Annotated in this window: 2 protein-coding genes; both read right to left on the bottom strand. The window is 58.0% G+C overall.

Translation table 11 applies throughout. The features are described from left to right. Positions 1-12: 12 nt before the first annotated feature. Entirely contained in the window at positions 13-450 is a 438-nt protein-coding gene (locus MLC59_RS19870; protein ID WP_248237336.1) for an IS3 family transposase, read from the bottom strand. A gap of 20 nt (positions 451-470) precedes the next feature. After that, positions 471-727 (bottom strand): helix-turn-helix domain-containing protein (locus MLC59_RS19865; RefSeq protein WP_248237334.1); only part of this gene is annotated, 257 nt, incomplete at its 5' end.

Below are 727 nucleotides of genomic sequence, written 5' to 3'. Positions count from 1 at the left end.
TGAGATACTGGTTCAATATTCCAGATAGACTCGTGGTCCATTTGAGCTTCCATGCTCGCCCTGAACTCCGGGCACACCGTAGCTGATGTCAGTTGCCCAAACCTGGTTGGGACGATCGATCTTCAAGCCCTTGAGCAGGTACGGGTACACCTTGTGCCCGTCGCCCGGGATGCTGGTTCTGGGGCGCGGATAAACCGCCTGAATGCCCATGGTGCGCATCAACCGCTGCACCCGCTTCCGGTTGACCCGGTAGCCCTGGCGCTGCAAGTGGACCCGCATCTTACGAGAGCCATAATACGGCGTTTTCAGGTGCTGCTGATCAATCAGGTACATCAGGTCCAGATCCTCCTGACATTGCTCACGAGGGACGTAGTACACCGATGAGCGGCTCAGCTTGAGCAACTCGCACTGGCGCGAAAGACTGACTTGGGGGTGACCACGCTCGATCATCGCCAACCGCTGTTGACGGCTTACTGATCGAGCTTGCGCGACAAAAAATCGCGTTCCACCGTCAGTCGACCGATCTCGCGGTAAAGCTCGTCTGTGCTGGGCTCATCGGATTGCTTGCCGGCCTTCCTCTTGCCTTCGAAGAGGTCTGGAGCGTTCTCCAGCAGCTCGCGCTTCCAGGTACTGACCATGGTGGGGTGAATCTGGAATCGGGCGGCGATCTCGGATGTGGTCTGGTCACCCTTGAGGGCGGCCAGAGCGACTTTGGACTTGAACGATG

The sequence above is a fragment of the Marinobacter bryozoorum genome, assembly GCF_023156245.1.
In the GTDB taxonomy this organism is placed as follows: Bacteria; Pseudomonadota; Gammaproteobacteria; order Pseudomonadales; family Oleiphilaceae; genus Marinobacter; species Marinobacter bryozoorum.
Note: the sequence above shows the minus strand (reverse complement) of the source record. Positions and strands in the feature narration are given on the sequence as shown.

What these genes read in the sequence shown, in the direction of transcription:
- MLC59_RS19870 (WP_248237336.1), bottom strand. Translation starts at nt 450, where the DNA reads ATGATCGAGCGTGGTCACCCCCAAGTCAGTCTTTCGCGCCAGTGCGAG.